The organism is Rhizobiales bacterium NRL2, assembly GCA_001664005.1.
Taxonomy (GTDB): Bacteria; Pseudomonadota; Alphaproteobacteria; order Minwuiales; family Minwuiaceae; genus Minwuia.
Genome location: CP016093.1, coordinates 1,644,161 through 1,661,383, shown reverse-complemented (window position 1 = coordinate 1,661,383; position 17,223 = coordinate 1,644,161). Strand labels below are relative to the sequence as shown.

The following is a 17,223-nucleotide window of genomic DNA, read 5'->3' as shown; positions in this document are numbered from 1 at the left end:
ATTCGCGACCGATCGCCCTGCCGCCGCGATGCGCGGCACGACCCGAACGGTGATCGCACGCCCGGAGTCCGCCCGATGAGCGACCAGAAGATGGCAGTCAAGGAAGACGACATTCCCGATGTCGACCTGAAGCGGACCCGGACGCTGAACCCGTTCTGGCAGGTGGTCGTCACCATCATCGGCAGCTTGGCGATCTTCCTGTCGATCTACCAGATCTTCAAGCTGGACTCGCGGCTGAACGATATCTGGCAGTTCCTCGGCGGCGAGGGCAAGATCGGCTACACGCTGCTGGTCAACGAATATCTCTATGCCCTTGTCGGGCTGATGCTGGCGACGGTCTACATCGTCTTCCCGACCTATGGCAGCCAGCGGCGCGATCGGGTGCCGCTCTACGACGTCATCCCCGCCCTGCTGGCGCTCGGCGTCACCTTCTACCTGCTGGCCAACTCGCTGCAGATCCAGGAGCAGGCCTGGGAATACGTCGCCCCCGAATGGGCGCAGTGGATGGCCGTTCTGGTCTGGGCGCTGGTCATCGAGGCCGGTCGCCGCACCGGCGGCTGGCCGATCTTCACCATCGTGCTGCTGATCTCGCTCTATCCGCTGGTCGCCGACCAGGTGCCGCAGGTGATCCAGGGCGCGCCCATGGGCTTCCTGGATACCGCGGCCTTCCATGTCTATTCCATCGAGAGCCTGCTGGGCATTCCGATGCGGGCCTTCGGACTGCTGGTGTTCGGCTTCCTCGCCTTCGGCATGGCGCTGGTCTACACCGGCGCGGGGCTGTTCTTCATCAACTTCGCCTTCGCCCTGCTCGGCCATGTCCGCGGCGGCCCGGCGAAGGTGGCGATCTTCTCGTCAGGCCTGTTCGGCTCCATGTCGGGCGGCCCGATCACCAACGTGCTGACCACCGGAACCCTGACCATTCCGGCCATGCGCAGGATCGGCTTCTCGGCCAAGTACGCCGGCGGCATCGAGGCCTGCGCCTCCACGGGCGGCGTGCTGATGCCGCCGATCATGGGCGCGACGGCCTTCGTGATGGCCGACTTCCTCCAGGTCCGCTATGTCGACGTCGCGGTCGCGGCGATCGTGCCCTCGCTGCTCTACTATTTCGGCCTGTTCGTGCAGATCGACAGCTATGCGGCGCGCAACAACATCCAGGGCCTGCCCAAGCACGAGATGCCCCGCATCCTCAATGTGCTGAAGGATGGCTGGTACTACATCTTCGCCTTCGCCGTGCTGGTCTTCATGCTGGTCTTCCTGCTGCAGGAAGCGCGCGCGCCCTTCTACGCCACCGCGCTGCTGCTGATCCTCAACCAGTTCAGCGCCAAGCACCGCATGGACTGGACGAAATTCTACAAGTTCCTGCAGGCCACCATCTTCCTGCTGGCGGAACTCGCCGGCATCCTGGCGGCGATCGGCCTGATCGTCGGCGCGGTGGTGGGAACCGGCATGGCGGGCTCGGTGACCAACGACCTCGTCTACATCGCCGGCAACAATGTCTTCATCCTGCTGCTGATGGGCGCGCTGACCAGCTTCATCCTGGGCATCGGGATGACGGTGACGGCGGCCTACATCTTCCTCGCCATCATCCTCGCCCCGGCGTTGATCCGCGCCGGGCTGGACCCCATGCCCGTGCACATGTTCATGCTCTACTGGGGCATGCTGAGCTTCATCACGCCACCGGTGGCGCTGGCCGCCTTCGCGGCCGCTTCCGTGGCCAACGCCCGGCCGATGCAGACGGGCTTCGAGGCCATGCGGCTCGGCACGATCATCTACTTCATCCCGTTCTTCTTCGTCTTCAACCCGGCGCTCCTGCTGCAGGGCGAAACGAACGAGATACTGGTCGTGCTGGCCACGGCCTTCACGGGCGTGCTGTTGCTGGCGAGCGGGCTGCAGGGCTATCTCATGCTCGCCGGAACGGTGCCGCGAAACGCGATCGGCTGGCTGGCGCGGGTGCTGATGATCATCGGCGGGCTGGTGCTGGCGGCGCCGGGCGGGGGCATGCTGGGCATGGGCCATGGCCAGCTCACCCTGCTGGCGGCCGCCTTCGCCGCACCAGGGGTACTGATCGTGGTATTGGCACGCAGACTGGCCGCGCGGTCGGCATAGGCTGCGGACCGGCGGGGACGACTAGCGGATCAGGCGGCGGACGAAGTCCTCGCCGAGGCCGGCTTCGCGGCAGTGCGCCTTGTATTTCTCCAGCCGCGTGAAGACGTCCTCGTAGCCGGTCTGCTGGCCGTTCTCGTCGATGTAGATCAGCGGCCCGAAATTGTGGAACAGGACCGTCATGTGGCCCGCATCGCCCTTGCAGTAGAGGGTGTGGGTCTCGCCCGCGGGTTCGTAGATGAAGGTGCCGGGCTTTGCCACCCAGTCATGCTCCACATAGCCCCAGGTGCCTTCCAGCGTGTATCCGGTCACGGGCGCCGGGTGGCGGTGGCGGCTGACGACGCCCTGCCCCTTTGCGCGGACGATGTTCACCCACATGCCCTGCAGCACGTTGAAGAACAGCGGTCGCGTCAGCACGTCCTCGGCCGACTGCATCCACTGGCGCGGATCGTCGAAATCGACGTCTTCCACCAGCTCCGGCGCCGCATCGGGCGGCAGCGGAATCTTCAGCTTCGTCAGTTCGTTCATCGCCAGGCCTCCCCTTGCCCCGCTTCGCTCAGTACCCCATGGCGCAGCCGTCCTTGCGCGGGTCGGACCCGGCGGCCAGCGTGCCTTTCTGGTGGTCGATGAAGATCGCCTGCGCACCGCCCCACGGCATCTCCGGCGTGTTCACGTCATGGCCGAGATCGGCCAGTCCCTGCCGCACGGCGTCGGGGACCGAACGCTCGACATCCAGCTTTCCGGCAACATGGAAGGTGCGCGGGCAGTCGATGGCCTCCTGCACGTCCATGCCGTAATCGAAGAGGTTGGACAGCACATGGGCGTGGCCGACCGGCTGATAGCCGCCGCCCATGACGCCGAAGCTGAGTTCGCAGCGGCCGCCGTTCAGCACCATGCCCGGGATGATCGTGTGCATCGGCCGCTTGCGCGGCGCGACGCAGTTCGGGTGCTCGGGATCGACGACGAAGCCCGCGCCCCGGTTCTGCAGCAGCACGCCCGACTGTGGCGCCGTGATGCAGGAACCGAACGAGAAATAGAGCGAGTTGATGAAGGACACCGCGTTGAGATCGCGGTCCACCACGGTGAGATAGACCGTGTCGCGGTAGACGGGACCGGTGACCTTCGCCGGATCCGCCATGGCCCGGCCGAGCGAGATCTTCTCGCGTAGTTCGTCGGCCAGCGCATCGGAAAGCAGGTGTTCGACGGGAACGTCGACCTGACGCGGGTCGGCGACATGCTTGTCGCGCTCGGCGAAGGCCAGCCGCGTGGCCTCGGCCTCGATGTGCAGACGCTCCACGCTCATCGGATCGTAGGCGCCCAGATCGAAGCCCTTGAGGATGTTCAGCATCAGCAGCGCGGTGATGCCCTGGCCGTTCGGCGGAATCTCCAGCACCTGCCGGCCCGCATAGTCGCTGGCGATGGGTTCCACATAGTCGCAGCGCTGCGCCTCGAAGTCGCCGGCGTCATGCACCGCGCCGAGGGCGTTCAGCGCCGCCACGATGTCTTCGGCGACCGGCCCGGCATAGAAGCCGTCGCGCCCCCGGGACGCGATCGCCTTCAGGGTCCGCGCAAGCTCCGGCGAGCGCCAGACATCGCCGGGAACGGGGCTCCGGCCGTCCTTCAGGTACTGCGCTGCGGAATTCTCATTGCCCGACAGCCGGCCCACATTGCGCGACCAGTCGACGGAGATGCGCGGTGTCACAGCGAAGCCTTCCTCCGCGTAGCGGATCGCCCGCTGCAGCACCCGGTCGATACCCATGGTGCCATGGTCCGCCAGCAGGCGGCACCAGGCGTCGACCGCCCCCGGCACCGTGACCGCGTGCGGGCTTTCCAGGCCGATCTGGCTAATCCCCTGGTCCAGCAGGTGTTCGGCGGTCAGTTTCTCCGGGGCGTGGCCTGAGCCGTTCAGGCCGATCACCGGCCCGTGCGCGCCCTTCTGCAACAGCACGAAACAGTCGCCGCCGATGCCCGTCGACATGGGCTCGACCACGCACTGCACCGCGCACGCCGCCACGGCCGCATCGATGGCGTTGCCGCCCGCCTGGAGAATTTCCATCGCCGCCAGGGTCGAGAAAGGATGGCTCGTCGCCGCCGCGCCGTTGGTCGCGTGAACGACGGAGCGTCCGGGTTGCTGCAGATCGCGCAAGGTCGTCTCCCCCACTGTTGCGGCGTTGTCCTTATCACGGCCATTCCGGGTTGGGAATGCGACCGGCGCGCGCCTTCGGACCGGCTATTCGCGGGGACCGGCTCCGCGCCCCGCGCGCCAGTGGTTCAGCGTCTCGTTCAGCACGGCCTCGTTGATCGGCTTGGCGAGATAGTCGTCCATGCCGGCGTCGAGACACATCTGCTTGTCCTCGGCCATGGCGTTGGCGGTCAGCGCGATGATCGGTATTCCGCGTCCGCCATCCAGGGTGCGGATCTGGCGCGTCGCCTCCAGACCGTCGACCTCCGGCATGTGAATGTCCATCAGCACCACGTCGAAGTCGCCGTCGCGCACCGCCTGCACGGCCTCGGCGCCATTGACCACCGCCTGGACCTTGTGGCCGCGTTTGCCCAGCAGGGCCAGCGCCAGCATCTGGTTGATCTCGTTGTCCTCGGCCAGAAGAATGTTGAGCGGTCCGGCCGCCGCGGCGCCTTCAGGGGCATGTGCAGGAGCGTCCGCGCCGCCGGCCTGAAGCGTCCCCGCGGCCGCGTCCTGCTCGCCGCCAAGCAGGAACTGGTGCAACGAACGGCGGCGGATCGGCTTGATCAGATAGGCGTCATAGCCCCAGGATCTGAACTCGTCGGTCTCACCTCGCCGCGACGCCGGGACGGCGATGACCAGCCGTGTGGCGGCGATCGCCGGGTTCGCGCGCACGGCTTCGACGAAGGGCCGTCCGCCCAGGTCGGCCATGCCGCCGTCGAACAGGACCGCGCCATAGGGCGCGCCGTCGGCGGCGGCCTGCTCCAGCTTGGCCAGCGCCTCCTTGCCCGTGCGCGCAGTATCCGCCGCCCCGCCGGCGTCGATGACGTGATCGCTCAGCACCCAGCGGGAAATGTGGTTCTCGTCGGCGATCAGCACCTTCAGTCCGTCAAGGCGGGCCTCCGGCGCCGGCGCGCCGGCCCCCCGCGCCTTCACCAGATCGATCTCGAACCAGAAGGTGCTGCCCTTGCCCTCCTCGGAAATGATGCCGATCTGGCCATTCATCTTCTCGACGATACGGCGCGTGATGGCGAGGCCGAGGCCGGTGCCGCCATAGCGCCGCGAGACCGACGAATCGACCTGGGTGAACTCCTCGAACAGGGTCTTCTGCTTCTCGGCGGGCACACCGATGCCGCTGTCGATGACCTCGGCGCGAAGGGTCACCTTGAAGCCGTGATCGCGCAGCAGGCGGATGGCGATGACGACGCCGCCCTCATGGGTGAACTTGACGGCGTTGCCGACCAGGTTGACCAGCGCCTGACGCAACCGGCCCGGATCGCCGATCAGGTGGCGCGGCACCTCCGGGTCGATCTGGGTGGCGATCTCGATACCGCGTTCGAAGGCCTTGGGCGCCAGCAGTTCGGCGATCTTTTCCGCCTGGCCGGCAATGTCGACGTCGATCTCTTCCAGCTCCAGGAAGCCGGCCTCGATCTTGGAGAAGTCCAGAATGTCGTTGATCAGGGTCAGCAGGGACTGCCCCGACTCCTGGACCGCCTCGGCATAGTTGCGCTGCTCCGGCGTCAGCCGGGTATCCAGCAACAGGCTGGTCATGCCGATGACGCCGTTCATCGGCGTCCGGATCTCGTGGCTCATGGTGGCCAGGAAGCCCGACTTGGCGCGGTTCGCCGCCTCCGCGGCGTCGCGCGCCTCGGCCAGTTCCTGCTCCGTCTGCTTCCGGTCGGTGACGTCTCGGCCGACACGCTGGATCTCGTTGATCCTGCCGTCCGGATCGCGCAGCGCCACGTCCTCCCAGGATATCCAGCGCCAGCCGTACTGGGTTCTGACACGCTGGTCATAGCTGGCGCGGTAGGGCGGGCGCAGCACCCGCTCCACATCGAAGGGCTCCGAGCCCTCCCCCGCATCGATCTCGGGCGTGAAGCGCCGCGCCTCGGCCTCGGGCCGGACGCCGAACGTGTCCGCCAGCGCCTCGTTGGCGAAGGTGACCTCGCCCTTCAGGTCCAGTCGCAGGATCAGGTCCCGCTGGGTTTCGACAAGACCGCGATAGCGCTCCTCGTTGGCGCGCAGGGTGGCATTCATGTCGTTCAGCGCCTCGACCGTCTCCGACAGCCGGTCGGCCATCTCGGACATGCGTCTCGCCTGCACGTTCAGGCGCATGTACTTGCGCCGGGCGTCCTCGATCAGCACGCCCATGATCAGCACGACCGTGATCACCAGAGCCGCGATGGACTTCGGGCCGATGACGATCTCGTCCTCACCGGCAAAGATGTCGGCGTTGAAGATCCAGATGATCACGCCGATCCCGGCCACCGCCAGCAGGGGCGCGAAATAGCGCAGACGCCCCAGGCTGTGCCGCTGATAGGACTTATTTGGATCGATATCGATCACCAAGATCTCCGACTGGACCATCCCGCTGCGCCGCTGTGTCAATATGCGACCAGACTGGCGTCAAGCGTCCACAAACCCTCTCACGCTGCAAAAACCATGCATTGTCCACGATATATATAAGTGAATTTTCCCGCGTTGCGGGTGCCGGCCGTCAACGGATGCCCGCTTCGTTGTCCCGAACGGCGGCGAATCCGCCTCAGGACGTGCGTTCGACCAGGTTGTTCTTGGCCTGCAGCAGCAGGTCGACCAGCCGGTCCTGGTCGCCCCGGTCCATGCCGGAAATGATCAGGCGATGAACGCCGCGGGCCTTTTCCTGCATCTCCGCGATCAGCGGCCGGCCCGCCTCGGTGAGATAGACGCGTTTGGCCCGGCGGTCGTCGGGGTCGGGACGGCGCTCGATCCAGCCCCGGCTCTCCAGCCGGTCGAGCAGCCCGCCCAGCGCAACCTTGCCAATGTCGAGTTCCTCGGCGAGCTGAGTCTGATTGCAGCCGTCGAAGCGGATCAGGTGCACCATCACCCACCACTGGGAACGCGTCAGGTTCATGCCCTTGACGCGCCGGCCATATTCGCGCCGCATCAGGCGGGCGACATCGTTGACCAGGAATTCGAGATTTCTGTCGAGGGGATCGGCGGACATCATGCAACAAGGTTCGAAATCGGATAATATCGAAAACGTACTGTTCACTAGCGCATTGTCAATGGCCGCACGATACCCCAGGGCCTGCACTCACGCCGCCATGTTCAGCAACTCGATCACGTCACCGGCCCCGTTCACCTTGCGCGGATTGGTGTGCAGCCAGCGGTCATGCAGGCTGTTGCGGGCGATCAGCTCGAACTGGTCGGGCCCGATACCCGCCGCAGCAAGGCTGCGCGGCATGCCCAGCCCATCGATGAAGCGATGCAGGACATCCGCCGCCGGCTCGTCCGGATTGCCGAAGGCTTCCGACACGATCTTCTGGCGCTCGGCGTGTTCCGCCTCGGCGTTCCAGCGCAGCACGGTTGGCAGCATGATGCAGCTCGTATAACCATGCGGCACATCGCAGGTGCCGCCCAGGATATGACCGATGGCATGGCTGGCGCCCATGGGCACGCCGGCGATCACCGGCGTCATGGACAGCCAGGCGCCGATCAGACAATCCAGCCGTGCCGCCATGTCGGCCGGATCGGCCTTCACCCGCGGCAGTCCGCGCGAGAGCAGGCGCAGGGCGTGCAGCGCATCGGCGTCACAGTAGTCGTTGGTGCTCGGGCTGCAGAGCGCTTCCACCGCGTGATCCACCGCCCGGATGCCGGTCGAGAGCCAGACCCATTCCGGCGTGTGCGCCGTGGGCGCCGGATCGAGGACGACCGAGACCGGGACCAGCGAAGGATGGCGGTAGCCCTGCTTCACCTTGATGCGCGGATCCGTGCAGCCGCCCAGCGGATTGAACTCGCCGCCCGACAGTGTCGTCGGCACGCTGATCTGGCGCACGCGCGCCGGGCGCAGTTCCGGTATCTGCGTACGGCCGTCCTCTGTGGTGCGGATGCAGTAGTCGTCCAGTTCGGCCATGTCCGTGACGCCGTGCTCCAGGCATACCTGCATGACCTTGCCGGCGTCGGTGACCGAGCCGCCGCCGAAGGTGACCAGCAGATCGGCTCCGGCCTGACGGGCCGCGTTTGCCGCCTCCACCACAGCGTCCCGCGGCGTGTGCGGCGGAATCCCTGAGAATCGGCCCGCATAGGAATCGCCCAGCGCCGCGGCCAGGCGGTCGACCTCGTCAGTGGTCTCGTTCATCGTCCGGCCGGCCAGGATGAACACCTTCTGCTTGCCAAGGCGCGCCGCCTCGGCCGCCACGGCCTCCGCCGCCGGCGAACCGAACAGCACCTGCTCCATCTCCGTGAACCTGATCGCGCCGCGTTTCATCGCCGCCGCCTCCCCTGGCCATTGCCTGCCATCCAGTCTGGCGCAAGACCGCCGCCGGGGCCATGGCGGATCGCGCCACGGCCCCGGACCGGACCGGGATCAGAAGTTCAGCGAGAAGTCGCGGTGGGTCGCGGTGCAGGATGCCATGAACAGCGCCTGATCGCGTGACAGGCGCGTCTGGACCCGGGCGCCCAGTGTCTCCTCGATGGCGTCCAGATAGGCGGCGATCTCGTCGCGGAGTGCGGCGCCTGCCGCCTCCCGCCAGCCGGCCTGCTGCTCGTACTCGGCGACCGCCTGCTGCTGCAGGTCCAGGGCTGCCGCACGATCCGGCTCGTTGCCGCGCCGCGCAAGCAGTTCGCGCTTGGCCTTGTAGAGCAGGTCCTTGACGTCATCGGCCCCGGCGACATCGCGGAAGGCGCGTTCGACCTCCTCGATCTGGGCCATCGCGGCCTCGGGCTCGGCGGTCTCGATGACCGGACGCAGCCCGTCAAGGTCATCGCGCAGAGCCCCGAAAGCCTCGTTGGCGTCGAGAACCGCGAGCACCTGGGCAGCATCTTCATAGGCGGTGTCGGCGGCGCGGCGATAGGTCAGCCGCGCGCGGTCTTCAGCACCGGTGAGTTTGGCAAATTCCGTATGAACCGCGTCCCAGCTTTCCGGAATCTCGCCGCGCAGACGCTCGATCTCGGACCGCAGTCCGGCCAGACGCTGTTCCAGTTCCGCCTTCTCCTCGGCAGGGACGTCGTCGCGCAGCCGGTTCAGCCGGGTCTGGATATCGTCAGCTTCCGCCTGTGCCTTGCGGATGTCCTTTTCGATCCGGCGCACGAGGGTGAGTTGCGGCCGGTAGTCGCCGGCGGCGGCGTCCACCGCCTCGGCGGCGGCAAAAGCGTCGTCGAGCGCGGTCAATGCAGTCTCGGCACTGTCGAACGCGCCGTCGAGTTGACGCGCAAGGCTCCGCGGCAGGGGCGACAGGTCGAGCCCCTGGGCGCGCTGTATCGCGCGCGCCATCGAGGGATCCTTCTCGATCTGCTGGGCCACGTACTCTTCCAGGCAGAGCTGGAGTTTCGGATTGCGCGGCGGCGGCGAGGTCTCGGACAGGTAGCTCATCCGGTTCGGCAGGTAGTTCACGAGTTGCGGGTACGCGCCCACGATGCCCAGAGCGACGAGCTGCAGCGCGATGAAGGCGATCACGCCCTTGTACATCTGCACCGTCTTGACCACGGCCGGCGCGACGCCGCGAAGGTAGAACAGCGCGAAGCCGAAGGGCGGTGTGAGGAACGAGGTCTGGATGTTCAGACCGATCATGACGCCCAGCCAAACGGCGGTGATGTTGGCCTCCGGATCCGCCAGCAGGATGGGGGCGACGATCGGCACCACCACCACGGCGATCTCGATGAAATCGAGGAAGAAGCCGAGGATGAAGATAACCGCCATGACGATGACGAACTGGGTCCAGAAGCCGCCCGGCAGCGAGTTGAGGAAGTCCCGCACCAGATCCTCGCCGCCGAAGGCGCGGAAAGCGGAGGTCAGCATCGCTGCGCCCAGCAGGATGATGAAAACCAGCGATGTGGTCTTCGCGGTCTCCAGCATCACGCCCTGCAGCGTGTTCTCGATCCGCATGACCCGTACGCCGCTCCAGATCAACGCGATGACCAGCATGACCGCGCCGACGGCGCCGAGTCCGATCCCGAAGCTGTCGGCGGCGGTGTCGACCGCCTTCACGTTCATCTCGAAATTGCCGAGCGCGAAGCCCATGACGGCCAGCGCCGCCAGCGCGAGGAGCGCCGGGGCATAGGTCAGACGGCCTTCCGTCAGCCGGTAACCCGCCATGATCAGCGCGCCGCCGGCCCCGATGGCGCCGGCCTGGTTGACGGTGGCGATGCCGGTGATGATGGAGCCCAGCACGAGGAAGATCAGCGCCAGCGGCGGCACGAGGGTCAATACGACCCGCCCCCAGAAAGCCGTGTCGAACTTCTCGTCGGAGCGAATCGCCGGCGCGTTCTTCGGGCGGAGCACCGCGAAGATCAGGATGTAGGCCATGTAGAGACCAACCAGCACCAGGCCGGGGATGAAGGCGCCAAGGAACATCTCGCCGGCGCTGGTGGAAGACACGCCGAAGACCGTGGGCATGGTCAGTTCGCCGGTCGCTTCCTTGTAGAGCTCCTTGCGGATCGTGCCCGCCTGGTCGGTGGCGGAGGCGAGCTGGTCGGCCAGAATGATCAGCACGATCGAGGGTGGAATGATCTGGCCCAGCGTGCCGGATGCGGCGATGGTGCCGGTGGCCAGCGAGGGTGAATAGTTGTTGCGCAGCATCGCCGGCAGGGAGATCAGACCCATGGCGACAACGGTGGCGCCGACGATGCCCGTGGTGGCAGCCAGCAGCGCGCCGACGAAGACCACCGAGATGCCCAGACCGCCGGGTACGGGGCCGAAGAGCTTCGCCATGGTCACCAGCAGGTCCTCGGCGATCTTCGAACGCTGCAGCATGATGCCCATGAAGATGAACAGCGGGATCGCTATCAGCGTGTCGCGTTCGACTTCCCAGTAGACGCCGCGGAGGTTCGTCACGCCGGCCGATAGCCATTGCGAGGGGCCGCCCGTGTGAAAATAGGCGTCCATGTTGCCGGCGAACAGATAGCCGGTGGCGGCGGCGAGCCCGATGCTGATGATGGCGGCGCCTGGGAGAGCGAAAGCGACCGGATAGCCCGAACCCAGCGCGAAGGCCATGGTCAGGACCAGAATGGCGAGGAAGAAGAGCTCCATGGTTCAGGGCCTCACTGGGTCACGGGCTCGTGCTCGCGATGGCCGGGCTCATCCCGGCGATCCGCGACCGCTTCGAAGAAATAGCTGACGAACTGGATCAGCATGGTAATGGCGAAGATCCCGAGGAAGGCGGCCATGTGGTACTTGATGAACATGCCGACAGGGCCGCTCGCCGAGATTTCCATGTTCGCGACCGAGCTGTTGATGATCGAACGCGGCCCGTCGAAACCGATATCGATGATCACCCAGGCGGTCGTCGCGCCGAGCAGCAGCGAGCCCACAGCGTTCACCAGTCCGCGCGTGCGGGTGCTGAAACCCGAATAGAGCACGTCGACGCGGACATGGCCTTCATCGAACAGCGTGTAGGCCGACGCGAAGAGGAACAGCGCGGCGTACCAGTAGCGAACCAGGTCGCCCATCAGCGCCTGCTCGTAGGAAAAGACGAAGCGCGAGATCACGATGATCAGCTCGGCGGCGACAATCAGCAGCGCCAGCCAGGTGAAGCCCAGCGTGCGCGTGAACGCGGCAACGACCAAGGCGACGATCAGCAGCGGAATGTGGATGTAGTTGCCGACGAAGGTGGCCCGTCCCAGCGCGCGGACCGACTCCTCGCCCATGAAGAAGTCCAGCAGGTTCTCGACGCGCATGAATGCGATCGTTGCGTCCACGACGCCGACCAGCAGCACCGCCCAGAAACAGGCGCGAACGAGATAGAGATTGAAGCGGTGTATGCTATCGGCCTCCCGCCGCAGCGCCCGGTTGGGCGTACGCAGGACGTAAGCGACCACTGCCGCCAGCGTCGCCGCGTAGATCGCCAGCTGGATCCAGGCCAGCGCGCCACCGCCACCGAATGCGGCGGTCATGCCGGGAAAGCCGAACGCGACCATCAGGACGTTTTCGATCAGGAAGGCGGCCAGGATACCCAGCAGGGCCCAGCCGAAGATGCGCACGATCGGCGCCGGCCGGCCGGATGCCGGAATACCCGCGTTATCGCTGGTGCTTGCCATGGGCTTACTGATTCAGCCTCTCGAAGGGACCGGTCGAGCCGGCGATCCGGCGCCACACCGGGCAAGGGGGAGAATGGAAATCAGAAAAAGGGCGGGGCCGCGGCCCCGCCCTTGTTCCTGTCGCCGTCCGGGCCTCAGATCAGGCCCAGGACGCGGTTGCGCTGGTTCACGAAGGTGCCCTCCAGGGCAGCCATCGTGCCGCCGATCTCGCGCAGGCTCTTCTGGAACGCGTCGTCGATCTTCAGCGCCAGCGGCGAGTGATCGCGCACCTCCTCGAAGACCTCCGCCGCGGCCTCGCCGAAGGCGTCCCAGACCTCGTCGGAGAACGCGCGGACCTGGACACCGTGCTCGTTGACCAGCTTGGCCATGTATTCGCCGTTGCGGGCACAGGCTTCCTCGAACTGGGCCGCATGCTCTTCCATGCAAGCCGCCTCGATGACTGCCTTCTCCCAGTCGGTCAGGCCGCCCCACCAGCTGGCGTTCATGCCGAAGGCCAGGCCGCCGCCCGGCTCGTGCATGCCGCCGGTGTAATAGTACTTCGCGGCCTCGTAGAACTTCATGAAGTAGTCGTTGTACGGGCCGACCCACTCGGTCGCTTCGACCGCGCCGGACACCAGATTTTCGTAGATCTGGCCGCCGGGCAGAGAGACGGTGGAGACGCCCAGCTTGGACATCACGGAGCCGCCCAGGCCCGGAATACGCATCTTCAGGCCCTTCAGGTCTTCGGGCGACTGGATTTCCTTGTTGAACCAGCCACCGGCCTGGGTGCCGGTTGCGCCGCAGGGCAGGGACTTGATCCGAAGCCGCCCGACAGTTCGTCCCACAACTCCTGGCCGCCGGAGAACTTGATCCAGGCATTCCACTCCACCGTGGTCATGCCGAACGGCACGGAGGTGAAGTAGGCCAGGCCCGGATGCTTGCCGACCCAGTAGTAGTCGGCGCCGATATAGGCCTGCGAGTTGCCCGACGCGACTTCGTCGAACACGTCGAACGCGCCGACGCGCTCACCGGCGGCGAAGTATTCGACCTTGAAGTGGCCCTGAGACAGCTCACCGATCCGCGCAGCCAGCCGCTGAGCGGAAACGCCAAGGCCCGGGAAGTCCCGGGGCCAGGTGGAAACGATGGTCAGGGTCTTGCCACCCTGCGCGATCGCCGGCGCGGATAGCGCGGCGGCGCCGACGCCGGCCATCGCGGCGCCCTTCAGAAATTTGCGACGTTCCATCGACGTGGATCCCTCCGTGTAATCACTTGGTTCTTGTGCAGCATCCATGGGGATAGTTTCACGCCCACAAGAAATCTGCAGGCCCCAAATTGGCGGAAGTACCGGCAGGAATGCAAGCCTTTCGACGGGTAGCATCGGGAATCCAGCCTTTCCGCTGCGTCACCCGGAGCCGCTTGAGCCCCGCCGCCGGCCAAGCTAGCTTCGGCGCGTCGGAAGCGCGCTCTTCCGGCCCCACGTACGCGTCCGGAGTACACACGCCATTTCCTACCGCCCTCAACGTCAGCCGCTGCTCAACGCCCCCCGGGCCGTGGTCTGGCTCTGCGCCGGGCTGGTCCTGTTCCACGCGGTGCGTTTCATTCTGCCCGCCGATGTCGACCGTTCGATCCAGTTGCACCTCGCTCTCGTGCCCCGGTTCTGGGACCAGGGCGAACCGTTCTACTGGACGCTGCTGACCTATGCCCTGCTGCACGGGGATTTCCTGCACGTCCTGATCAACGCCGCCATGACGCTCGCCATCGGCTCGGCCGTGGCCCGCCTGGTCGGCAGCGGCACGTTCCTGGCCATCTACGCACTCAGCATCATCGGCGGCGGCCTGGCCATCTTCGTGCTCGCCCATGACAGCGTGACGATCGGCGCGTCGGGCGGGGTATCGGGTCTGATCGGGGCGGCGGCCGTGCTGCTCTACCGCTTTCGGGACGTCGATCCCCGGGCACAGTCCATGGCCGCGATGGTCGGGATCGTGGTCATCCTCAATCTGGCGATGGCCTTCTCCGGCGGGACCGGCATCTCGTGGCAGGGCCATCTGGGCGGCCTGGCCGCCGGGCTGATCTACGGCTATGCCGCCCGCCCCCGCGGCGGGCGCGGGCTCAGAAGCTGAGCGGCAGCAGCACCGAGAAGGCGACCGATTCTGTGCCGGGGTTCTGACCCAGGCCGGCATTGGAGATGTGGTTCAGGCTGACCGATGCGCGGATGCCGCTGTCGAAGCGCCAGCCCAGCTCGATCTGGGAACGGAATTCCAGCGGATAGCCGAGATCACGGCTGTTGCCCTTCATGTAAATGCCGGGCGCGAAGCTGGGCGAAACATAGAAATGCTCGCCCCAGAACAGCTCGGCATAGACGCCGGCATAGATGTGGGCGGCGCGTTCGGTATTCGCCATTACGCCGCCGAAGGGTTTCAGCCACCAGTCGTTGTTGGCGCGGAGCTCCAGCCGGCCCTCGAGGGAGGGGAATTCCTGACCGATGACATCGAAATAGCCGAGCGTCAGACCCAGCAGCGGCGCATCGGTGAAGCGTTCGGCCGCCCTGGCCGGCCCGGACAAGCCGACGATCAAACCGGCGCAAAGCGCGGCGACGCCGCCGATCAAACGCAAGCGCATTCGGAAAATTCCCTCATGACCCCTCCTTTTCTCTAATAGTGGGGCGCGTCAGGGAGGTAAAGCGCCAATGCCCCGCCGGATGATCGCTCTCATGATCGGCCTGCTCGCGGCCCTGCCGGCTCTGGCCGGCGATCCCGGCGACCTGCCGGGCCGTGTCGGCGGCGCTGTCACGGAGGTCGTCGACGGTGACACGCTGTTCCTGGACGACGGCACGGAAGTCCGGCTGGTCGGCATCCAGGCGCCAAAACTGCCGCTCGGCCGCGCCGGGTTCCGCAAATGGCCCCTGGCCGACGAGGCTAGGGCCACGCTGGAATCGCTGGTGGCGGGCCGGCGTTTCGACCTGCATTTCGGCGGCCGGCGCCTGGACCGCCACGGCCGCAGCCTGGCCCACCTGGTGACCGCCGACGGGTTCTGGCTGCAGGGCGAAATGCTGCGTCTGGGCATGGCGCGCGTCTACTCCTTCCCCGACAACCGCTCAGTGGTCGCTGAAATGCTGGCGTTGGAGCAGGTGGCGCGACAGGGGCGGTACGGTATCTGGTCCCATCCCTTCTATGCCGTCCGCGCGCCGGAAGAACTGGACGGCGATATCGGCACCTTCCAGATCGTGAAAGGCATGATCGCCGACGCGGCCAGGGTGCGCGGTACGCTCTACCTGAACTTCGGCGCCGACTGGCGCGAGGATTTCACCGTGGCGATCAACCGCAGCGCCGGGCGCTTGTTCCCCGATACCACCCCCGCCATCTGGCGGGACAGGACAATCAGGGTCCGGGGCTGGGTCAGGTCGCGGAACGGCCCGATGATCGAGGCCTCGCATCCGGAACAGATCGAAATCGTGGGTGAATGAAAATGCTGAAGAAACTCCGCGTCTTTGCGGCGAGTCTCGCGATCGCTTCCCTCGTCGCCTGCCAGCAGGTGGAGAATCCGGCCACCGGCGAGACCGAGCTCTCGACGGTCAGTCTCGAACAGGAACGGGAGATGGGGCGCGAAGCCCATCCCCAGATTCTCGCGCAGTTCGGCGGTGAGTATCAGGATCCCCAACTGCAGGGCTATGTCCGGCAGATCGGCATGCGGCTGGCCCGGGGCGCGGAACTCCCGGCCGAACAATTCACCTTCACGCTGCTCGATTCGCCGGTCGTGAACGCCTTCGCCGTGCCGGGGGGCTATGTCTACGTCACGCGCGGAATGCTGGCGATCCTGAACACGGAAGCCGAGCTGGCCGGCGTGATGGGGCATGAGATCGGCCATGTCACGGCGCGTCACAGCGCCCAGCAGCAGAAGCAGGGGCTGTTCGCCAACCTCGCCGTGCTCGGCGCCGCCATCCTGACGGGCAGCGGCGACATCGCCCGCGTCGGCCAGGTCGCCGCCCAGGGCTATATGGCGAGCCATTCGCGCAGCGACGAACGCCAGGCCGACAGCCTGGGCATCCGCTATCTGTCGCGCGCCGGCTACGACCCGATGGCGATGGCCGGCGGCTTGCGCGCCCTGCAGCGTCATTCCGAACTGATTGCCGCCATGAGCGGGCGCGAACTGCAGCAGGTCAGCTTCTTCTCGACCCACCCCCACACGCCCGAGCGGATCGCGGCCACAGTCGACGAGGCCCGCGGCGTCAGCGTTTCTGACCCTGAAGTCGGCCGCGACGCCTATCTCGACGCGATCGATGGCATGATCTATGGCGACAGCCCGTCCCAGGGTTTCGCCCGCGGCAACACATTCGCCCATCCCGAACTGCGTTTCTCCTTCCAGGTGCCGGAGGGCTTCAGCCTGGACAACCTGCCCCAGGCGGTGGTCGCCAGTTCGCGCGACGGCAGCCGCAGGATCATCTTCGACCAGGAACCCGACCGCAGCGTGGCCAGCCGGCAGGGCGGCATGGACGCCTATATCGCCAATCACTGGGGCGAGGGCGCGCAGCTTTCCGGTCTGAAACGCATCACCATCGACGGCATGCCCGCGGCGACGGCCGTGGCGCCGGTGACTGCCAACAACCAGCCCTATGCGGCCCGGCTGGTCGCCATCCGTTTCGACGAGAACCGCATCTATCGCTTCGTGTTCCTGGCGCCGCGCAATGACAGCCGCGCGCTCTCCTCGATCTTCGAACGGACCGCCGGCAGCTTCGAACGGCTCAGCGCCAGCCAGGCGCGGCAGCTCCAGCCGCTTCGGCTGCAAGTCGTGACCGTCGACCGCAACGACACGGTTTCCAGCCTGTCCAGTTCCGCTGACGCCCAGGGTTTCGCCGAGCAGCGTTTCCGCGTGCTGAACGACCTCGGCGGCGAGGACGGGCTGCGGGCCGGCCGGCGCGTCAAGGTCGTTCGCGTCGGCGGCTGAGCCGG

Annotated in this window: 12 protein-coding genes and 1 pseudogene; 4 read left to right on the top strand and 9 right to left on the bottom strand. The window is 66.5% G+C overall.

The genetic code is table 11. The features are described from left to right. Nucleotides 1-90: 90 nt before the first annotated feature. Nucleotides 91-2,106: a C4-dicarboxylate ABC transporter gene (locus tag TEF_07680; protein ID ANK83344.1), complete on the top strand. Its 2,016-nt coding sequence runs from the start codon at nucleotides 91-93 to the stop codon at nucleotides 2,104-2,106. Between the two features lie 21 nt (nucleotides 2,107-2,127). On the opposite strand, the gene TEF_07675 is transcribed toward TEF_07680, so the two are convergent. The 8 genes and pseudogenes from TEF_07675 to TEF_07640 form a co-directional block, all read right to left on the bottom strand. Next, nucleotides 2,128-2,631 (bottom strand): cupin, encoded by a 504-nt coding sequence (locus tag TEF_07675; GenBank protein ID ANK80690.1) that lies wholly within the window; start codon nucleotides 2,629-2,631, stop codon nucleotides 2,128-2,130. 28 nt (nucleotides 2,632-2,659) lie between these two features. After that, nucleotides 2,660-4,249: a gamma-glutamyltransferase gene (locus TEF_07670; protein ANK80689.1), complete on the bottom strand. Its 1,590-nt coding sequence runs from the start codon at nucleotides 4,247-4,249 to the stop codon at nucleotides 2,660-2,662. 84 nt (nucleotides 4,250-4,333) lie between these two features. Continuing rightward, complete coding sequence (locus tag TEF_07665) at nucleotides 4,334-6,652, bottom strand: hypothetical protein (protein ID ANK80688.1); 2,319 nt, start codon at nucleotides 6,650-6,652, stop codon at nucleotides 4,334-4,336. Nucleotides 6,653-6,827: 175 nt separating this feature from the next. Beyond that, nucleotides 6,828-7,268, bottom strand: coding sequence for a hypothetical protein (locus tag TEF_07660; protein ID ANK83343.1), 441 nt, complete (start codon nucleotides 7,266-7,268; stop codon nucleotides 6,828-6,830). A gap of 90 nt (nucleotides 7,269-7,358) precedes the next feature. After that, nucleotides 7,359-8,531, bottom strand: coding sequence for an alcohol dehydrogenase (locus TEF_07655; GenBank protein ID ANK80687.1), 1,173 nt, complete (start codon nucleotides 8,529-8,531; stop codon nucleotides 7,359-7,361). 99 nt (nucleotides 8,532-8,630) lie between these two features. After that, on the bottom strand, nucleotides 8,631-11,291 hold the full coding sequence (locus TEF_07650; GenBank protein ANK80686.1) for a C4-dicarboxylate ABC transporter permease: 2,661 nt from the start codon (nucleotides 11,289-11,291) through the stop codon (nucleotides 8,631-8,633). Between the two features lie 11 nt (nucleotides 11,292-11,302). Beyond that, on the bottom strand, nucleotides 11,303-12,298 hold the full coding sequence (locus TEF_07645) for a permease (GenBank protein ID ANK80685.1): 996 nt from the start codon (nucleotides 12,296-12,298) through the stop codon (nucleotides 11,303-11,305). Between the two features lie 134 nt (nucleotides 12,299-12,432). After that, nucleotides 12,433-13,520, bottom strand: a pseudogene (locus tag TEF_07640) (ABC transporter substrate-binding protein). Nucleotides 13,521-13,827: 307 nt separating this feature from the next. On the opposite strand from TEF_07640, the gene TEF_07635 reads away from it, so the two are divergent. After that, entirely contained in the window at nucleotides 13,828-14,397 is a 570-nt protein-coding gene (locus TEF_07635; protein ID ANK80684.1) for a hypothetical protein, read from the top strand. Here the strand turns inward: TEF_07635 and TEF_07630 are convergent. Continuing rightward, nucleotides 14,387-14,896, bottom strand: coding sequence for a hypothetical protein (locus tag TEF_07630; GenBank protein ID ANK80683.1), 510 nt, complete (start codon nucleotides 14,894-14,896; stop codon nucleotides 14,387-14,389). The genes TEF_07635 and TEF_07630 overlap by 11 nt on opposite strands. Nucleotides 14,897-14,963: 67 nt before the next feature. On the opposite strand from TEF_07630, the gene TEF_07625 reads away from it, so the two are divergent. Together TEF_07625 and TEF_07620 are read left to right on the top strand one after the other, a co-directional pair. Beyond that, entirely contained in the window at nucleotides 14,964-15,740 is a 777-nt protein-coding gene (locus tag TEF_07625) for a nuclease (SNase) (protein ID ANK80682.1), read from the top strand. A 2-nt stretch (nucleotides 15,741-15,742) separates the two neighbouring features. Then, a complete protein-coding gene (locus TEF_07620; GenBank protein ID ANK80681.1) occupies nucleotides 15,743-17,218 on the top strand; it encodes a hypothetical protein in 1,476 nt (491 codons plus the stop codon). Nucleotides 17,219-17,223 lie beyond the last annotated feature (5 nt).